Here is a 15,467-nt window from a genome sequence, read left to right on the forward strand (position 1 = left end):
CGGGGTGACCGGCCGGGGCCGGTGCGCCGTGCCGTCAGCCGGTGCCTATTCGGCGCGCGGTGCGCCCGGATATCTGCAGCCGGTCGATGACCCCGGTGACCGGGTCGCGGTGGAAGCGGCCGCCCGGTTCGAGCCGGTCGGTGGACGGGTCCACCAGGTCGCAGGACAGGTCCGCGTAGCACACCATCGGGATCGGGTAGTCGCCGTCGACGGACAGGGTCGGCTTGCCCTCCCCGTCGAGCTTGACCGTGTACTCGATGCCGCCGTTGCGGTACGTCCCGGCGCAGTCGGTGAGGGTCACGGCGGGTCCGCGGCGGGTGTCGGCGGACGGGCCGGTGGGCACGCGGATGCCGGTGAGCCGGGTGAGTTCCGCGGCGATGTCGCGCCACAGGGCGGTGGCGGCACCGGCGTTGCCGGTGAAGGCGACGACGACGCCCGTCTCGGCGTCGGCCCGCAGGTGGCAGGAGGTGCCCTGGGCGTTGCCGTCGTGGCCCCACCACGCCCGGCCGTCCTGCTGGAAGAGGGCGAGGCCCAGGCCCCAGGAGGCCGCCAGCGCGCCGGCGTCGGCGGCCGGTTCGGGGCGGCGCATCCGGTCGGCGACGGCGGCCGGCAGCGCGGACGATCTGCCGATGAGAGCTCTGCCCAGGGTGACCAGGTCCTCGGCGCTGGCCAGCAGGGCTCCGGCCGGGGCCTCCACCGGGGCGAGGTTCTGGTGGGCCGGGCGCACCAGGCCCGTGGCCGTGTTGAGGGCGTGGCCGCTGGCGAGCGGCCGCGCGGGGACGGCGTCGCCGAGGAAGGCGGGGACGATGCCCAGGGGTTCCAGGACGAGCGCGGTCACCGCTTCCTGCCAGGTCATGCCCGTCACTTCGGACAGGATGCGGCCGGCGGCGACGTAGCCGGCGTTGGAGTACGAGAATCCGGTGCCCGGTGCGAACAGGGTGTTGCGGGCGGTCCAGACGGTCGAGAGGTAGCGGGAGGCGGTGCTGCCGACGGCACTGTCCGAGTCGGGTCCGGTGGGGAGGCCGGCGGTGTGACTCAGCAGGTGACGGACCGTCACATCGGGGAGTCCGCCGGGTAAGTCGGGCAGGAGGTCGCTGACAGGCTCGTCCAGGTCGATGTCGCCGTCGTCGGCGAGGAGCAGGACGGCTGTGGCGGTGGCGACCTTGGTGACGGAACCCAGGGGGACGGCCGTCCGCGCGGTGAACGCGGTGTTCGTCAGGGCGTCGGCGGTGCCGGTGTGCAGGCTGACGAGGTGGGTTCCCGTGTGGACGGCGAGCTGGGCGCCGGGCACGCGGTGGATGCGCGCGAGGGAGTCGAGGTGACTGCGCAACTCGTGGTGTGAGGGGGCCGATGGCCGGTCGGTGGCCGGCGCGGCGGTCGAGTAGGGCATGGGGACGTGACTCCTGGTGAGAGCGGGTGCGGGAGAGCGGACGCGCCGGCCCGCGGTGAGCGGTGCGGGGGTGCGCGTCGACGTGCTTTACGGCCTGGTGACGGCGATCGGCAGGTGGCGTACGCCGACGATGACGGCCGGGTTCTGGTACGTGACGTCGTCGTACGAGGGCACCGCGACGTCGGGGAAGCGATCCATCATCATCTGCAGGGCGATACGGGCTTCCAGCCGGGCCAGGGGGGCGCCGAAACAGAAGTGGATGCCGTGCCCGAAGGTCAGATGGGGGTTGGGATCGCGGGCCGGGTCGAAGACGTCCGGCGAGGTGAAGCGGGAGGGGTCGCGGTTGGCGGCCCCCAGGTGCACCATCAGCAGGGTGTCGGCCGGGATCTCGTGGCCGCCGAGCTCCACGGCTCGGGTGGTGCGCCGGCCCAGCTCGGGGAAGGGCGGGAGCCAGCGCAGGACTTCCTCCACCGCGGCGGGCACCCGGTCCGGGTCCTTGCGCAGCGCGGCGAGCGTGCCGGGGTGCCGGTCGAAGGTGACCACGGCGTTGCCGAGCAGCGCGGTGGTGGTGATGTGTCCGGCGACCAGCAGCAGGGCGACGAAGCCGACGATCTCCTGGTCCTCCAGCCGGGTCCCGTCGACCTCGGCGGAGAGGAGTCTGCTGGTCAGGTCGTCACCGGGGTCGGCGCGGCGGCGGCGTATGTGGTCCAGCACGTAGCCGTTCATCTCGCGCACGGTCGGGGCTATGGCCTCCAGCGCGCGTTCCAGGTCGGCCATGTCGAGGCTGTCGCCGAGCTGGTCGCCGCCGAAGAGGGTCGCGGCCCACTCCTGGAACAGCCGGTGGTCCTCGGTGGGGACTCCGAGGAGTTCGGCTATGACGATGATCGGCAGGGGGTAGGCGAGGGTGTCGACGAGGTCGAAGCGGTCGCGGTCGGCGACGCCGTCGAAGAGCCGCGCGCAGATGGCCTCGATGCGCGGCGCGAGTCCGTGGACCACGCGTGGGGTGAAGGCCTGGCTGACCAGGGTGCGGAGCTTGCGGTGCTCCGGCGGGTCCATGCCGACGAAGTTGCCCTGGGTGAAGGTCTCGAAGTCCTCCTGGGTGGGGGCGATCGGCGTCATGTCGGAGGAGTACGTCGCCGGGTCGGACAGGACCGCCGCGACGCCCTGGTGGTCCACGACGTGCCACTGCCGCCGCTCCTCGTCGTACGTCACGGGACCCGCGCCGCGTAAGGACCGCCATCTCTCGGGTAACGCGTCAAGGGGCGAGTCGGCCCCGGTCAGTTGTGTGCTTGTCACCGTTTCTCCTTGGGTGAGGACGCGCGGGCACGGCGGTGGGTGACCGGCGGTGCCGCGTGGCCGGCCGCGGGCAGCGGTGGCCGTCGGGGCGCGGGCGTCGAGCGGTGGTCCCGCGGGGTGGTGTCCGCGTGCCGGGGGCCGGTGCGTGGTCCGGCCGGGTCGGCCGGCTGCGGGCGGCGGTCGGTCCGCCGTCCGGACGTGGCCGGTCAGGCTGGTCAGCTGACCCGTTGGCGGAACGGGGACGGCGGGGCGGCGGTTCCGAGCGGACCGGACGCCCGCCGGGCAACGGACAGACCCGCCCGAGCGCAGCCTGGCGACCCGCGGCCAGGACACCTTGCAGACACCACCACGTCCCCCCAGTGATCTCTCACGCGCAGCGGCCCTGCGCGAGTCCCCTATTCCACGATGTACGTGTCAAGAATGCGCTTCGACACAGTTCGTCCGGGCCGATGCGCTCACAGTTTTCACGTTGGGTCATCGGATGGCAACCCCCCGAAATCGAAGGGGGTGGCCGTGCGGCAACCCGCCAATGACCGCGTGTATCCCGGGGTTTCACACTCAAACCCGGGGTGTGGAAGAAAAATTCGCGCGCGTCCCGACACCCCGCGTACCACCCTCGATTCCGCCGTCCCGGCCCCACGGCACCCGCTCGACCGCCCACCGACTCGGCCGGATCGAGGAATTGACAGCGGCCCCGCGCCCACCGACTGCCCTGCACCAGCAGGTCACGCGCCACCGGAACGCCGGCCGCGTACCTCCGCTCGGCGGCCCCGGAAGGTGACGCGCAGGCCCGGCCCGGACCAGCGCACGGCGGGCAACACACCGTGTGATGTGCGGTGCTGACCATCCGTCACCGGCAACGGCAGGATCTCCGGCCCCGAACGGCCGGCGCTCCCCCAACGACAGCTCACCGACTCAGCTCAATACACCTATTTCCCCATCCGACAACCTTCGCCCGCTTCATGACCGCGCAAGGGCGGCGACCGGCGCGCATTTTTTGCGCCAGATGATGTAGACACGGACCGCACCACCCTGCGAACGGCATGATGCGGTCCGTCCAACACCAGGTAGCACAAGGCGGTGAAGCCGGGCCCACCCCGGTGGAGTAGGCGCTGCTGGTCGGCATGAAGGCCGATGCGAACGCTGTCAACCACCGCCCGGGAACCGATCCGAATGCCCCTCTGGACGATCAGACGCGATGCGAAGTTGTCGGGCTCGGTCGCAGCGCAGGGCTCGCCAGGGGTAAAGGCTTGGCAAGCGGGGGCAGGCGCCAACACCCCGATGATCCGCAGCAGTTGGTCGGCGTGATCCGGAGCCGTTGGTCAGAAGGGCTGGGCCGCCCGCAGGAGAGCCTGCGGCAGGTACGGGGAGTCGACGCGGATGGCCCAGCCACGGCGGCGGGCGTGGCAGGCCAGACCGAGGACGTCGAGGTCGATGCCGGCGTCGGGATCGTCGGCGCGGTCGGCGACCTGGTAGTGGGCGCGGTGTGCCTCGAGGGCGTCGGCGAGGGCCAGGTTGAAGCTCACCTCGTCGCCCTCCACGAGCTGGGACAGCAGCACGGCGGGCGGCATGGCGAAGCCCCAGCCCTTCGCCCTCTCTTCCTGGTCCAGCGCCCGCTGGGCGGCCTGCTCGGGATCGGTGCCCCTCAGGTAGGCGTGCAGCGCCTGGCGGTACGCGGCGAACGCGGAGCCGTCCGGGCCGGCCAAGAGGGGCCCGGCGACGACGAGGGGCGCCAGGTCCTCACGTACGCCCGTGATCAGGGCGAGGGACGTGGCCGTGTGCCAGGTGCCGGCACCGGCGGCTGAGCCCCGCTGGGCCGGGTAGCGCAGCGGGCGGCCGTCCAGGGTCACCTCCACCTCGCTCCCGGGCTCCGCCAGGGCGATCCGGAAGACGGCCGTCTGCATCCGGGAGGCGAGCCGGAGGTGGGCGAGGACGGCGTCCGTGGCGCCGCCGGGGGCACCCACGCGCCACTTGAACAGGCGCTCCTGGTCGGCCATGGCCCACACCAGTCGCGAGAAGGACGGCGGCGTCCCGTCCTCTGCGGTGAGCGCCTCGTGGAGCTGCTCCTCGTACAGGGCCAGCATGTCCGGGTGCACCGTCCGGTCGCGGTCCGGCCGCTCTACCACCAAGGGGCCCGCGGCGAGCGCGGCGACGGCGTCCGGCCGCCGGTTCCGGCCGAACCCCCCGACCCGGGGGCCGTGGGCCTCGAAGCCGGTGACCAGGGCGTGCGGGAGGTAGTCGGTGCGCACGGCAGGCGCCCAGCCCCACGTCCGATAGGCCAGCGCCGCCAGGGCGAGGGGGACGAGCGGAAGGAGGCTGCTCGGTGCGGCCGACGGGCCACCGTGCAGGCGTGAGTGCCCCACCAGCAGCTCGGACAGCCCGGCGTCGAAGGCCGGGCGGTCCCCGGCGGTCAGGGCGCGCAGCGTGCGCAGGGCCGTGGTGTCCGGCTGGTCGAGCAACGGCTCGCCGGTCCCGTCGGCGCGGGCACGGACCCGCTGGAGGGCCGCGTCGACGGCGGCGAGCTTGGCCTGCGCGGTCGGCGGATACTCCGCCATGTCGCCCGTGTCGTCCAGCACCACCGCCATCAGCCCGGTGGCGAGTTCCCCGGTGGGCGTTCCCTCCGCCTCCCCGACGAACTTCTCCCGCGCGAAGTGGAAGGCCTCGCCGTGCTCCTCGGCCTTGTCCCGGAGAGCGGACAGACAGAGCGCGTCCACCCATTCCCCGGGCCTGACGCTCTCCGCGGGGGCGTCGTCACCCCGGTCGTAGCGCAGGCCGAAGTCCACGTACTCCAGGAAGACGTGGAAGGGCGCGTGCGGGACGTAGGCCGCGTAGGCGACGGCACCGGCCGCCGCCTCGGCCGCGTCCTTGAGCGCCGCCCGGGCCTCCGGGGTGTCCAGGTCGGGCGTGTCGACGGACAGCGCGCCCAGGTAGTCGAGGAACTCCCCGGCGATCGACTGCCATGCATGGGCCCCGATCCGGCCGCCCCGCGACATGGACCGCACCGTGCGCCCGATCCGGTTCGTGAAGTCCTCACGCGCCGCCGACACGACTGCCCCGGCCACCTGGTGACGCTCTATCCGCACGGTCCCACTCCTTGATCGAATACTGCCGACAGCGTAGGTGCCGGCTCTGACAGGGAGACGCGCGGTCGCCCGCTCCCCAGCCCGTGCACAGCACCAAGACCCGGTTGTAGGGTTTTTGTGCGAACGGGGGCTGGGGGGCGCATCGGCATGGCGGAACGCAAGGGCATCTGTTTACGGGGGACCGAGTCGTTCGAGGCAGTGGCGTCAGGGTTGTTCGCCCCGCTCCGGGTGACGGATCCCGACCCGCGGGGGTTCCAGGCGGTGGTCGACCACACGGTCGTCGGGCCCATGGTCGTCGCCCGCGTACGGGCGACCGGCGCGGTGGTGACGCGGGACGACCGCAGCATCACCTCGACCGACCGGGAGTGGATGCACTTCAACCTGCACCACCAGGGCCCGCTCATCGCGGCCCAGGCCGACCGGACGACGAGGGTGGGGCCGGGTGAGCTGTTCGCCTGCGACAACACCCGGCCCTACCGGCTCATCGGCGCCGACCGCATCGACATGACCGTGCTCTGCGTCCCGCGGGCGAGTCTCGGCGGGTACGTGAGCTCGATCGGCCGGCGTACGGCGCTGCCGGTGCCGACGGGGGGCGGGATCGGCCGGCTCCTCGGCCACGCGCTGTCCACGACCGACGAGGGCCTCCCCCGGCGGGGTGCGGCGGGCACGCACCTGGCCGACGCCCTCACCGCGCTGCTGCTCGCCGCCTTCGCGGACACCTCACCCGAGCGCGTTCCGGTCACCAGCGGCCTCGTGGACCGCATCCGCGCCTACGTCCTGGCCCACCTCGGCGACCCCCGGCTCTGTGCGGAGCAGGTCGCCCGTCGACACCACATCTCCGTCCGGCACCTGCACGCGCTGTTCCAGGGGTGCGACCTGACCTTCGCCGCTTGGGTACGGCACGAACGCCTGGTGCGCATCCGCCGGGACCTCCTCGACCCGTCCTCGGCGCACGTCTCGACGGCCGTCATCGCGGCCCGCTGGGGGGTGCCCGACCCCAAGCACCTCGGCAGGGCCATGAAGCGCGAATTCGGTGAGAACGTCAGCGAGTTGCGCCACGGCTGACGGAGGAACGGTCACGTCGGCGGGGCGGCCCGGCAACACGACGCCCGCTTGACGCCCGTCACCGTGTGCAGCCACTCGTCACGCTATGCTTCCGGTGGTTCCACCCCTGATCCTTGAGGACACGGACGGAGAGACGTCCTTGAAGACAGCCCTGCGCCTGGCCCTCGCCACCGTGCTCTCCGCCGCCGCCCTGTCGGTCACGGCACCGCACGCGTCCGCCTCGGCCACCCCCTCCCCTCCCCCGCGCTACGTCGCGCTGGGCGACTCCTTCGCGGCCGAGCCGCTGGTGCCGCCCGCCGACCCGACGGACCCCGCGTGCCTGCGCTCCCTGGCCGGGTACCCGCACGTCGCCGCCCGGGCCCTCGGCGCCGACCTCACCGACGTCAGCTGCTCGGCCGCGACCACCGGCGACCTGAGCGCCTCCCAGCACGCGGGTGTCCCGCCCCAGTACGCCGCCCTCTCCCCCGGCACCGACCTCGTCAGCGTCACCATCGGCGCGAACGACGTCCGGCTCTTCTCCGAGGCGCTGAAGTGTGTCAACCTCCTTCCGCAGCCCCTGGGCACCAGTTGCGCGGAGCGGAACACCGCCGACGGCACCGACCGGCTCGCGGCGCGCATCGACGCGTGGGCGCCGACGTTCGCCTCCGTCCTGGACGAGATCGCCCGACGGGCGCCGTACGCCGAGGTCTTCGTCGTCGGTTACGGCAACTTCGTGCGCACCGGCGGCTGTTACCCGACGCAGCCCCTCTGGTCCCAGGACGCCACCCATCTCCAGCGGACGATCGACCGCCTCACCGCCGTCCTGCGGCGGACCGCCGAGGAGCACCACGCCACCTTCGTGGACACCTACGGCCCGGGGATCGGCCACGACATCTGCGCCGCCCCGGGCGACCGCTACATCGAAGGCATGGCGCCCGACCGTCCCGCCGCCGCACTGCACCCCAACGAGGCCGGCGCCCGGGTCATCGGCGAGGCCCTCACGGCAGCCGTCCGGGCGCAGCGGGCCCGGACCGACGGGGCGTCGTGACGGTCAGCTCCCCTCCCGGTGAGCACGGCGTGGCCGCGAGCCCAGTGCCGGTCAGCGAGGGTCGCCCGGCACGCCGCGCAGGTAGGCGCCGAGGCGGGCGATCGCCGAGGGGTTGCGCGGGCTCTCGACCAGGTCGGCGTAGTCCAGGGAGATGATCCGCCGGTGCCGGACCGCCGAGACGCCGCGCAGCGGGGCGTAGGAGAGCAGGAACTGCTCCTTCTGTTCGGCGCTGACGTCGCCGTAGTCGCAGATCACGATGACGTCCGGGTCGCGCCGCACCACGCTCTCCCAGCCGACCGTGGTCCAGGAGTCCGCCACGTCGTGCATGACGTTGACCCCTCCGGCTTCGGTGATGATCTGTTCCGGGGCGGCGTAGCGGCCGGAGGTGAAGGGGGTGTCCTGGCCGCTGTCGTAGAGGAAGACCGAGGGGCGGTCGGCGCCGGCGGGCGCCTTGGCCCGTACGTCCGCGATCGTCTCCCTGAACCCGGCGATCAGGGTCGCGGCCCGCTGTTCCACGCCGAAGAGCCGGCCGAGGTTGGTGAGGTCGGTGTAGAGGGCGTCCAGGGGCGGCATGATGCCGCGTGCGGTCTTCGAGCGGCCGTTGCGGCAGGACTCGGTGAGGACGTACGAGGGGATGCCGAGCTCCTCCAGGGCGTCGGGGGTGAAGCCGCTGTCCTCGCGGAAGCCGTAGTTCCAGCCGGCGAGGACGAGGTCGGCGCGGGCGTCGAGGACGTTCTCCTTGGTGAGCTGGTCCTTGGACAGCCAGGTGACCTTGTCGTAGCCGTCCTTCCAGGGGACGCCGCGCAGGTCCCCCTTGTCGTCGGGCATGGCGAAGCCCGCCATGCGGTCCTCCAGGTCCAGGGCGAACATCAGCTCCGTGATGCCCACGTCGTTGGTGACGACCCGCTCGGGGACCTTGTCGTAGGTCACCTCGCGGCCGCAGTTGGTGAGCGTGACCGCCGGGGACGTCGCGTCCGGGGACGACTCGACCGTGGCGCCGCACCCGGTGGCGGTCGCGGTGAGGCAGAGGACGGTGGCGAGGAGCCGCTTGCGCATGGGGGTCCTTCAGGTGGTGGGCGGGAGCAGGTCGAAGAGGAGCTGGACGGCGCCCGTCACCGGGTGCCGGACGGGATGGGCCCGGACACCGAACACCTGGGCCAGCAGCGGAGGTTGCAGGACGTCGTGCGGTGGCCCGTGGGCGACGATCCGGCCGCTGTCGAGGACGTACAGGACGTCGCAGTGGGCGGCGGCCAGGTTGAGGTCGTGGAGTGCGGCCAGCACGGTCGGGCCGCTGTCGCGGACCAGGGACAGGACGTCCAACTGGTGGGCGACGTCGAGGTGGTTGGTGGGTTCGTCGAGGACCAGGACGCCGGGCTGCTGTGCCAGGGCCCGGGCGATCAGGACGCGTTGCTTCTCGCCGCCGGACAGGCCGAGGAAGCCGCGGTCGGCGAGGTGGACGACACCGGTGCGTTCCATCGCCCCGGCGACGATCTCCCGGTCCGAGGCGGCGGTGCGGCCGCGGTGCGGCAGCCGACCCATGGCGACCACCTCGGCGGCGGTGAAGTCGAACTCGGCCGAGGACTCCTGCGGCAGCGCCGCGAGCTTCCGGGCGGCGGCCCGCGCGTCCATGGCGTGCAGGTCGTCGCCGTCCAGCCGCACCACTCCCCCGGCCGGCCGCAGCGCCCGGTACAGCGCGCGCAACAGGGTCGACTTGCCGCTGCCGTTGGGGCCGACGAGTCCGGCGAACGCCCCGCTGCCCACGGTGAGGTCGATGTGCTCGACCAGGCGGGTCCCGGCCACCTCGAGGGTGACGTCCTCGATGTCGAGTCGCATGCTCAGCGCCCTCCGAAGGCGTAGCCGCCGCCCCGCCGCATCAGCAGCAGGAACGCCGGGACCCCGACCACGGCGGTGATGACCCCGACCGGCAGCTCGGCGGGGGCGAACAGCAGCCGGGACAGCACGTCCGCCCAGACCAGGAGCACGGCTCCGGCGAGCGGGGCGACCGTCAGCACCCGGCGGTGGTCGGCGCCCACCAGCATCCGCACGACGTGCGGCACCATCAGCCCGACGAATCCGATGGCGCCGCTGACGGCCACCACCGTCCCGGTCACGGCCGCGGTGAGGAGGAACAGCTCCCGGCGCAGCCGGGCCGGCCGGACACCCAGCGCCGACGCGGTCTCGTCGCCCATGGCGAGCGCGTCCAGCGCCCCCGCACGCCCGTACAGCCAGGCCCACCCGGCGGCCACGGTGGCCGCTGCGAACGGGAGTTGGGCCCAGGTGGCGCCTCCCAGGCTGCCCAGCAGCCACATCATCGCCGACCGGGCCGCCTCGCCCCGGGCCGCGCCGAACACCATGACCGTGGTGACCGCCTCGAAGCCGTACGCCAGCGCCGTGCCGGTGAGGACCAGCCGCAGCGGCGTCAGCCCGTGCGGCGAGCGGGCCACCGCGTGGACGAGGGTCATGGCGGCGAGCGCGGAGGCGAACGCCGACGCGGACAGCGCCCAGACGCCCAGCCCGGCGAACGCCCCCAGGAGGATCACGGCGTTAGCGCCCACCGCCGCGCCCGAGGAGATGCCGAGGACGAAGGGGTCGGCCAGCGCGTTGCGCACCATCGCCTGCACGGCCACGCCGACGGCGGCGAGGCCCGCTCCGACCACGGCGCCGAGCAGTACGCGCGGCAGCCGGACCTCCCAGACGATGGTGTACGAGGCCGCGTCCGCCGCGTGCACCGTCCCACCGCTGAGCCCGGCCCACAGGAACCGCGCCACCTCGCCCCGGCCCACGCCGGCGGCACCGAGGCCCACCCCGCCGACGAGGGACAGCAGGAGCAGCAGGAGCAGGGCCAGGGCGAGCGGCAGCACGGGTATCCGGCTGGGGGCCGTACGTCGGCGCACGGGGCCGTCCTTCACACGGGCCGCCTGCTGGACGTCGAGCAGGAGCAGCCCGTACGGCGCGTGCGGCCGTGCACGGCCCCTCTCGCAGTCCACGGCGAGCAGTCAACGGGTCGACACGCTCCCCACGGGCGATCGGGCTCGCACGAGGACCGAACTCGCGGTCCCGTGCACACCGTTGCGGGTCAGCGCCGGGTTCTCACCGGACTTCCCCCGCGGGAGGCAAGGGGAGCCTAACAAACCCCGGAGCGGGTGATCACCGGCGCCCGACCGGGCTTCACAAGCGGACGGACTTCATTGCACACTACTCGCAATAACAATTTTTGTGCGAAAGGTCCGGGCGTGGGGTCTGCGGTGACCGAGGCGGAGACGATGCGGCGCGTGGTCGCGATCCTGACCCAGGCCACGGAGATGGCGGCGGCCCCGGTCGACGAGATCGGCGGCGAACGGTACGCGGCCCAGGCGGAGCTGGTCGCCGAGTTCGTCGTCGAGGCGATGCGGCCGGGCACCGTCGCACCGGCCGGCACGAGCCCGCAGGCCGTCGCCGCCGCCGTGGCCGCGTCCTTCCAGGACCGGCTCGGCGCGCTCGTGGCCTGCTTCAGCGCCGCCTTCGCGAGCCTGGCCCACCACCACGACAACGGCGACACCGGCACCTCCTCGGCCGACGTCCTGCGCCGGCTCGCCCTCCAGGTCGAGTCGAACGACCCGGCCTGACGCGCCGGCCGTCCCGGTCGGGCGGGGCCTCCGGGACGCATCCCGTTCCGTGGACGGTGCCTTGACGGGTCCGGGTGGCTCCTGGCAGCGTGCGCGATCATGAAGAGGCCCGCCGACCACTGCCGCGCGCGCGTCGTGCTCGTGGAGCGGCGGCACGTCGACCTGTGCCGGCAGTCCAGCGCCCTCTGTCGCTGAGCCGTAGCACGTTCCCCGGGTCGCTCCCTTCCCCTTCCTCCTCCACCTCCCCTCTCCTTCCCTTCGTGTGTCCGCGTGCGGGCACACCGGACACGAGGACTCGCCATGCCCGAAATATCCCGTCGTTCCTTCGGTGGTCTCGTCGGCGGCGGCGCCGTGACCGCGGTCGCCGGTGCGTCCGGCAGCGCCGAGGCGGCCCCCGCATCCGCACCCACCGCCCCCTCCGCCGCCGAGCGTCCGTTCCGGGCACGCCGCTCCGGGGGATCTGGAAAGCGGCCCAACTTCCTGTTCATCCTGGGGGACGACCTGGGCTGGGCGGACCTGTCGTCGTACGGCGCGCCGCACATCAGGACGCCGCACCTGGACCGGCTCGCCGCGCAGGGCGTGCGGTTCACCCAGGCCTACTCCGGCTCGGCGACCTGCTCCCCCACCCGCTTCAGCCTGTACACCGGGCGCTATCCGGGGCGCACCCCGGGCGGGCTCGCCGAGCCCATCGGCAACCGCACGCAGGGACTCGACCCGAACCACCCGACCCTGGCCTCCCTGCTGAAGCAGGCCGGCTACGCCACCGCCCTGATCGGCAAGTGGCACTGCGGCTGGCTGCCCGACCACAGCCCCACCAAGTCGGGTTGGGACGAGTTCTTCGGCAACTTCGGCGGCGCGCTGGAGTACTTCTCCAAGCTCGGCCAGCTCGGCGACTACGACCTGTACGAGGGCGACGCCGAGTACAAGGACCTGCGGTACTACACGACCGTCCTGACCGAGCGGGCCGTGGAGTACGTCGGGCGCGAACACCACCAGCCGTGGCTGCTCAACCTGAACTTCACCACTCCGCACTGGCCGTGGCTCGGCGAGGACGACGAGGAGACCGGCGCCGAGATCGCCGCGAAGGTCCGCTCCGGCAACGTCCTGGGCGCCCTGCTGCACAACGACGGCGGTTCGGTGCGGAAGTACCAGGAGATGGTCGAGAACCTCGACGCCTCCGTCGGCAAGGTGCTCGACGCGCTCAGGCGCTCCGGCCAGGAGCACAACACGGTGGTCGTGTTCGCCAGCGACAACGGCGGCGAGCGCTTCTCCTACCTGTGGCCGCTCAGGGGCGGCAAGTCGGAGCTGCTGGAGGGCGGCATCCGGGTCCCGACCGTCCTGCGCTGGCCCGCCCGGGTGGACGGCCACCAGGTGAGCCACGAGCCGGTCTTCTCCCCGGACTGGACGGCCACCCTGCTGGAGCTGGGAGGCGCCCGCCCCGCCCCCACCCACCCGCTCGACGGACACAGCCTGGCCGGCTACCTGCTGCGCGGCGAGGAACTGCCCGAACGCGACCTGTTCTGGCGGGTGCGCGGCAACCGGGCCCTGCGGCGGGGCGACTGGAAGTACTACCAGGACTCGGCCGGCAAGGACCACCTGTACGACCTGTCCCGGGACCAGCGCGAACAGGCCGACCACGCGACGGGCCGGCCCGAGCTCCTCGCCGAGCTGAAGGCCGCGTGGGAGCGGACCGCGGGGAGCCTGCTGCCGTACCCCGCCAGCTGACCGGCTGACCCCCTGGGGCCTCAGCGCGGGCTCCCTGCGACCAACATCGAGTTTTCCCTGTTCCCGGTCCCCGTCACGTCCTGCTGACGTACAGTGAACGGTACGTCAGCAAGGGTTCGGTAGAAGCGAGTTGCGCGGGAGCCGCAGGTGAACGTGAGTGACGAGTGTCCGCGGCAGGGCAGCGGCGAAATGGAGCCGATCCCGCGGACCATCGCCGCTGTCGCCGACGCGCTTCCCCCCGCCCGGCGCCACGAGTTCCACGCCGCGGTGAGCAGCGCCCGACAAGGACCCGAACGGGACGCTGCACTGACGACGTGGTGGCTCGAAGCACTGTTCGAGAGGGTGCCGGGACGGGACCAGCGCTTGGACGACACCGTCGCAGGCGTGGGACTCGTCGAGCTCGAACCGGAGACGCAGGAGCGGTGAATCCGGGATCCAAGGGCTGGACCGCGGTCACGCAGGTCACCGCGTCCAAAGTACTCAGTCAGATGCGCGCATCCGGATTCGTGGACCTGCACGACAATGTCGTTCGCTTCCTGCGCGCCCTGGCCCTGGAGGTCGGCAGTGCGGTCGCGTCCGGGAAGCCGCCGCCCGGGCTGCCCATGACCATCCGGGGGGTCACTTGGTACAGCATGGCGGTGTCCAACGATCCCGTGTTCTTCAACTACAGCATTTATCCCGGTGACTTGCAGATCAGAGTGTGCGATCTGATCTGGGTGACCACGATCGAATAGCTGTCATCGATCGAATAGCTGTCATCGATCGAAGAGCTGTCGTCGGGAGGGACACGCCCGCCCTCACGAGGTGAACGCTCGCCGGCAGTGCGCGAGCAGTTCACGCATCCCCGGGCTGAGTGTCTTCTTCCAGACCAGGGCGAGCAGTGCGGGTGTCTCGACGTCCTCGATGGTGCGGGCGGTGAGACGGTCGCGGTGCTGCGCGGCCATGGAGTCGGTGAGGACGGCGACGGCGAGCCCGCGGGCGGCGAGGCCGGCGATGGCGTCCGCGGCGCTGGCCTGCAGCGTGATCGCGGGGCGAAGGCTCCCCGCGGCGCAGGCCTGGTCGAGTACCGTGCGCAGGCCGGTGCCTGGCGGCATGCACACGATCGGGTAGGCGATCAGGTCGCGCAGGGTGACCCGCCGACGGGTCGCCAAGGGATGCCCGGCCGGGACCGCCGCGACGAGCCGCTCGCTGATGAGGGTGAGCGCGTCCAGCCCGTCGGGGGTGTCGGCTGCCGCCCCGACGAGTGCCAGGTCGACGGCGCCGGTGCGGACCCCGTCGACGAGCCGGTCGGAGCTGTCCTCCAGCAGCGAGATCTCCACACCGGGATGTGCCCGGTGGAACGCGGCGAGGGCGTCGAACAGCGGGGCGACGGTGCAGCCGATGACCATCCCGACGGTGAGGTGCCCCCGGATCAGGTCGGTCACCTCGCCCACCGCCTGGCCGACCGCCCCAGCGGCGGCGAGTGCGGCGCGGGCGTGGGCGAGTGCGGCCTTTCCCGCGACGGTGAGGGTGACGGTGCGGGCCGACCGGTCGAACAGCTCTGCCCCGAGTTCCCGCTCCAGTTGGCGGATCTGGGCGCTGACGCCGGACTGGCTGATGTGCACCCGCTCGGCCGCCCGGGTGAAGTTCCGCTCCTCGGCGACCGCGACGAAGTACTCCAGCTGCCTCAGCTCCATGACTGCGGATTCTAGTTTCCAGAAGATCCATCTGTTGGAGTTCTGACCGGGCGCCGGCCACGCTGGGAGACGTCGATGCCCGATGTCAGGAGGAACTCATGCCGGAGCACGAGAAGTACGAGAAGGCCATGCGGCCCGAGGACATCACCCGCTTGTTCGTCGAACGGTCCAACGCCGGTGACGCGGCCGGGGTCGCCGCTCTGTACGAAGAGGGTGCGGTGATGGCCTACCCGCCCGGCGCACAGACGGTGGGCCGGGAGGCGATCCGCGCGCTGTGGGAGAAGGTGCTGGCCCACCGTCCCCGTTTCGAGCAGGAACAGCCCCTGCCCACGCTGATCAGCGGCGACATCGCCCTCACCTCGACCCCTCCGGTGGACGGGGCCGGCGCCCGGGCGCAGGTCGTCCGGCGCCAGCCCGACGGAAGCTGGCTCCGCCTGCTCGACCAGCCCGAGTTCGTCCCGCCCGCCCACGGGTTGGCCTGACCGGGTGGTGCGGGCCCCGCACTCCCCCGTCACACCGCTCCCCAGCGGTGCCCCCTGCTAGCTTCACGAGCTGATCATGAGCCTCGTACCGCGTCGGCGCGGGCGGGGCGCGGAGCGT

The 15,467-nt window shown here is 72.6% G+C and carries 15 protein-coding genes; 8 read left to right on the forward strand and 7 right to left on the reverse strand.

Annotated features, from left to right (window positions below):
• Positions 1-34 precede the first annotated feature (34 nt).
• The 3 genes from AQJ30_RS34125 to AQJ30_RS34135 all read right to left on the reverse strand — a co-directional run bounded on the left by AQJ30_RS34125 (position 35) and on the right by AQJ30_RS34135 (position 5,769).
• Complete coding sequence (locus AQJ30_RS34125; protein ID WP_067241607.1) at positions 35-1,390, reverse strand: serine hydrolase domain-containing protein; 1,356 nt, start codon at positions 1,388-1,390, stop codon at positions 35-37.
• An 87-nt stretch (positions 1,391-1,477) separates the two neighbouring features.
• Positions 1,478-2,686 carry a cytochrome P450 gene (locus AQJ30_RS34130; protein WP_067241609.1) on the reverse strand — a complete coding sequence of 403 codons (1,209 nt, stop codon included), beginning with the start codon at positions 2,684-2,686 and terminating at the stop codon, positions 1,478-1,480.
• A gap of 1,322 nt (positions 2,687-4,008) precedes the next feature.
• A complete protein-coding gene (locus AQJ30_RS34135; protein WP_067241611.1) occupies positions 4,009-5,769 on the reverse strand; it encodes an immunity 49 family protein in 1,761 nt (586 codons plus the stop codon).
• A gap of 147 nt (positions 5,770-5,916) precedes the next feature.
• On the opposite strand from AQJ30_RS34135, the gene AQJ30_RS34140 reads away from it, so the two are divergent.
• The gene (locus AQJ30_RS34140; protein ID WP_067241613.1) at positions 5,917-6,834 is read left to right on the forward strand and encodes an AraC-like ligand-binding domain-containing protein; all 918 of its coding nucleotides are present in this window, start codon (positions 5,917-5,919) and stop codon (positions 6,832-6,834) included.
• 139 nt (positions 6,835-6,973) lie between these two features.
• On the forward strand, positions 6,974-7,861 hold the full coding sequence (locus AQJ30_RS34145; RefSeq protein WP_245727262.1) for an SGNH/GDSL hydrolase family protein: 888 nt from the start codon (positions 6,974-6,976) through the stop codon (positions 7,859-7,861).
• 51 nt (positions 7,862-7,912) lie between these two features.
• Here AQJ30_RS34145 and AQJ30_RS34150 read toward each other — a convergent pair whose 3' ends face one another.
• The 3 genes from AQJ30_RS34150 to AQJ30_RS34160 are packed head-to-tail and all read right to left on the reverse strand — an operon-like array spanning position 7,913 to position 10,755.
• Complete coding sequence (locus tag AQJ30_RS34150; RefSeq protein ID WP_067241615.1) at positions 7,913-8,917, reverse strand: ABC transporter substrate-binding protein; 1,005 nt, start codon at positions 8,915-8,917, stop codon at positions 7,913-7,915.
• A 9-nt stretch (positions 8,918-8,926) separates the two neighbouring features.
• Entirely contained in the window at positions 8,927-9,694 is a 768-nt protein-coding gene (locus AQJ30_RS34155; RefSeq protein ID WP_067241617.1) for an ABC transporter ATP-binding protein, read from the reverse strand.
• A gap of 2 nt (positions 9,695-9,696) precedes the next feature.
• Entirely contained in the window at positions 9,697-10,755 is a 1,059-nt protein-coding gene (locus tag AQJ30_RS34160; RefSeq protein ID WP_067241785.1) for a FecCD family ABC transporter permease, read from the reverse strand.
• A gap of 339 nt (positions 10,756-11,094) precedes the next feature.
• Between AQJ30_RS34160 and AQJ30_RS34165 the strand changes: the two genes are divergently transcribed.
• The 5 genes from AQJ30_RS34165 (at position 11,095) to AQJ30_RS34180 (ending at position 13,925) form a co-directional block, all read left to right on the forward strand.
• Positions 11,095-11,466, forward strand: a complete 372-nt coding sequence (locus AQJ30_RS34165; RefSeq protein ID WP_159052422.1) for a hypothetical protein — start codon at positions 11,095-11,097, stop codon at positions 11,464-11,466.
• A gap of 99 nt (positions 11,467-11,565) precedes the next feature.
• The gene (locus AQJ30_RS39995; protein ID WP_342671651.1) at positions 11,566-11,661 is read left to right on the forward strand and encodes a putative leader peptide; all 96 of its coding nucleotides are present in this window, start codon (positions 11,566-11,568) and stop codon (positions 11,659-11,661) included.
• Positions 11,662-11,766: 105 nt separating this feature from the next.
• Positions 11,767-13,191, forward strand: coding sequence for a sulfatase-like hydrolase/transferase (locus AQJ30_RS34170; protein ID WP_067241619.1), 1,425 nt, complete (start codon positions 11,767-11,769; stop codon positions 13,189-13,191).
• A 147-nt stretch (positions 13,192-13,338) separates the two neighbouring features.
• Positions 13,339-13,617, forward strand: coding sequence for a hypothetical protein (locus tag AQJ30_RS34175; protein WP_067241621.1), 279 nt, complete (start codon positions 13,339-13,341; stop codon positions 13,615-13,617).
• Entirely contained in the window at positions 13,614-13,925 is a 312-nt protein-coding gene (locus AQJ30_RS34180) for a hypothetical protein (RefSeq protein ID WP_067241623.1), read from the forward strand. Before AQJ30_RS34175 ends, AQJ30_RS34180 begins: the two co-directional genes overlap by 4 nt.
• A 63-nt stretch (positions 13,926-13,988) precedes the next feature.
• On the opposite strand, the gene AQJ30_RS34185 is transcribed toward AQJ30_RS34180, so the two are convergent.
• Complete coding sequence (locus AQJ30_RS34185) at positions 13,989-14,867, reverse strand: LysR family transcriptional regulator (RefSeq protein ID WP_067241625.1); 879 nt, start codon at positions 14,865-14,867, stop codon at positions 13,989-13,991.
• Positions 14,868-14,965: 98 nt separating this feature from the next.
• Here AQJ30_RS34185 and AQJ30_RS34190 point away from each other — a divergent pair, with 98 nt between their 5' ends.
• Positions 14,966-15,349, forward strand: a complete 384-nt coding sequence (locus AQJ30_RS34190; protein ID WP_067241627.1) for a YybH family protein — start codon at positions 14,966-14,968, stop codon at positions 15,347-15,349.
• The last annotated feature ends 118 nt before the right edge of the window (positions 15,350-15,467 follow it).

Source organism: Streptomyces longwoodensis (genome assembly GCF_001514125.1).
GTDB lineage: Bacteria > Actinomycetota > Actinomycetes > Streptomycetales > Streptomycetaceae > Streptomyces > Streptomyces longwoodensis.